The 385-nt window shown below is 53.2% G+C and carries 1 pseudogene; it reads right to left on the reverse strand.

Annotated features, from left to right (window positions below):
* Positions 1 to 385, reverse strand: a pseudogene (gene prs / locus J7U37_RS24990) (ribose-phosphate diphosphokinase); the annotation flags it as partial.

Consider the following 385-nt stretch of genomic DNA (forward strand, 5'->3'; position numbering starts at 1 on the left):
GCTTTACACAGCGTACCGCCAGTGTCGATCATATCATCGACCAGTACGCAGTCACGACCTGCAACGTCACCGATGATATGCATCACCTGTGAAACGTTCGCACGCGGACGACGTTTGTCGATGATTGCCATATCGGTATCGTTCAGCAGCTTAGCGATAGCGCGGGCACGCACAACGCCGCCGATGTCCGGAGAAAACACAATTGGGTTATCCAGATTCAGCTGCAGCATGTCTTCCAGCAGGATCGGGCTACCAAATACGTTATCAACCGGAACGTCGAAGAAACCCTGAATCTGTTCAGCGTGCAGATCCACTGTCAGCACACGGTCAACACCGACGCTGGAGAGGAAGTCTGCAACCACTTTCGCAGTGATTGGTACTCGAG

The sequence above is a fragment of the Methylobacterium sp. 37f genome (assembly GCF_023093475.1).
Lineage (GTDB): Bacteria > Pseudomonadota > Alphaproteobacteria > Rhizobiales > Beijerinckiaceae > Methylobacterium.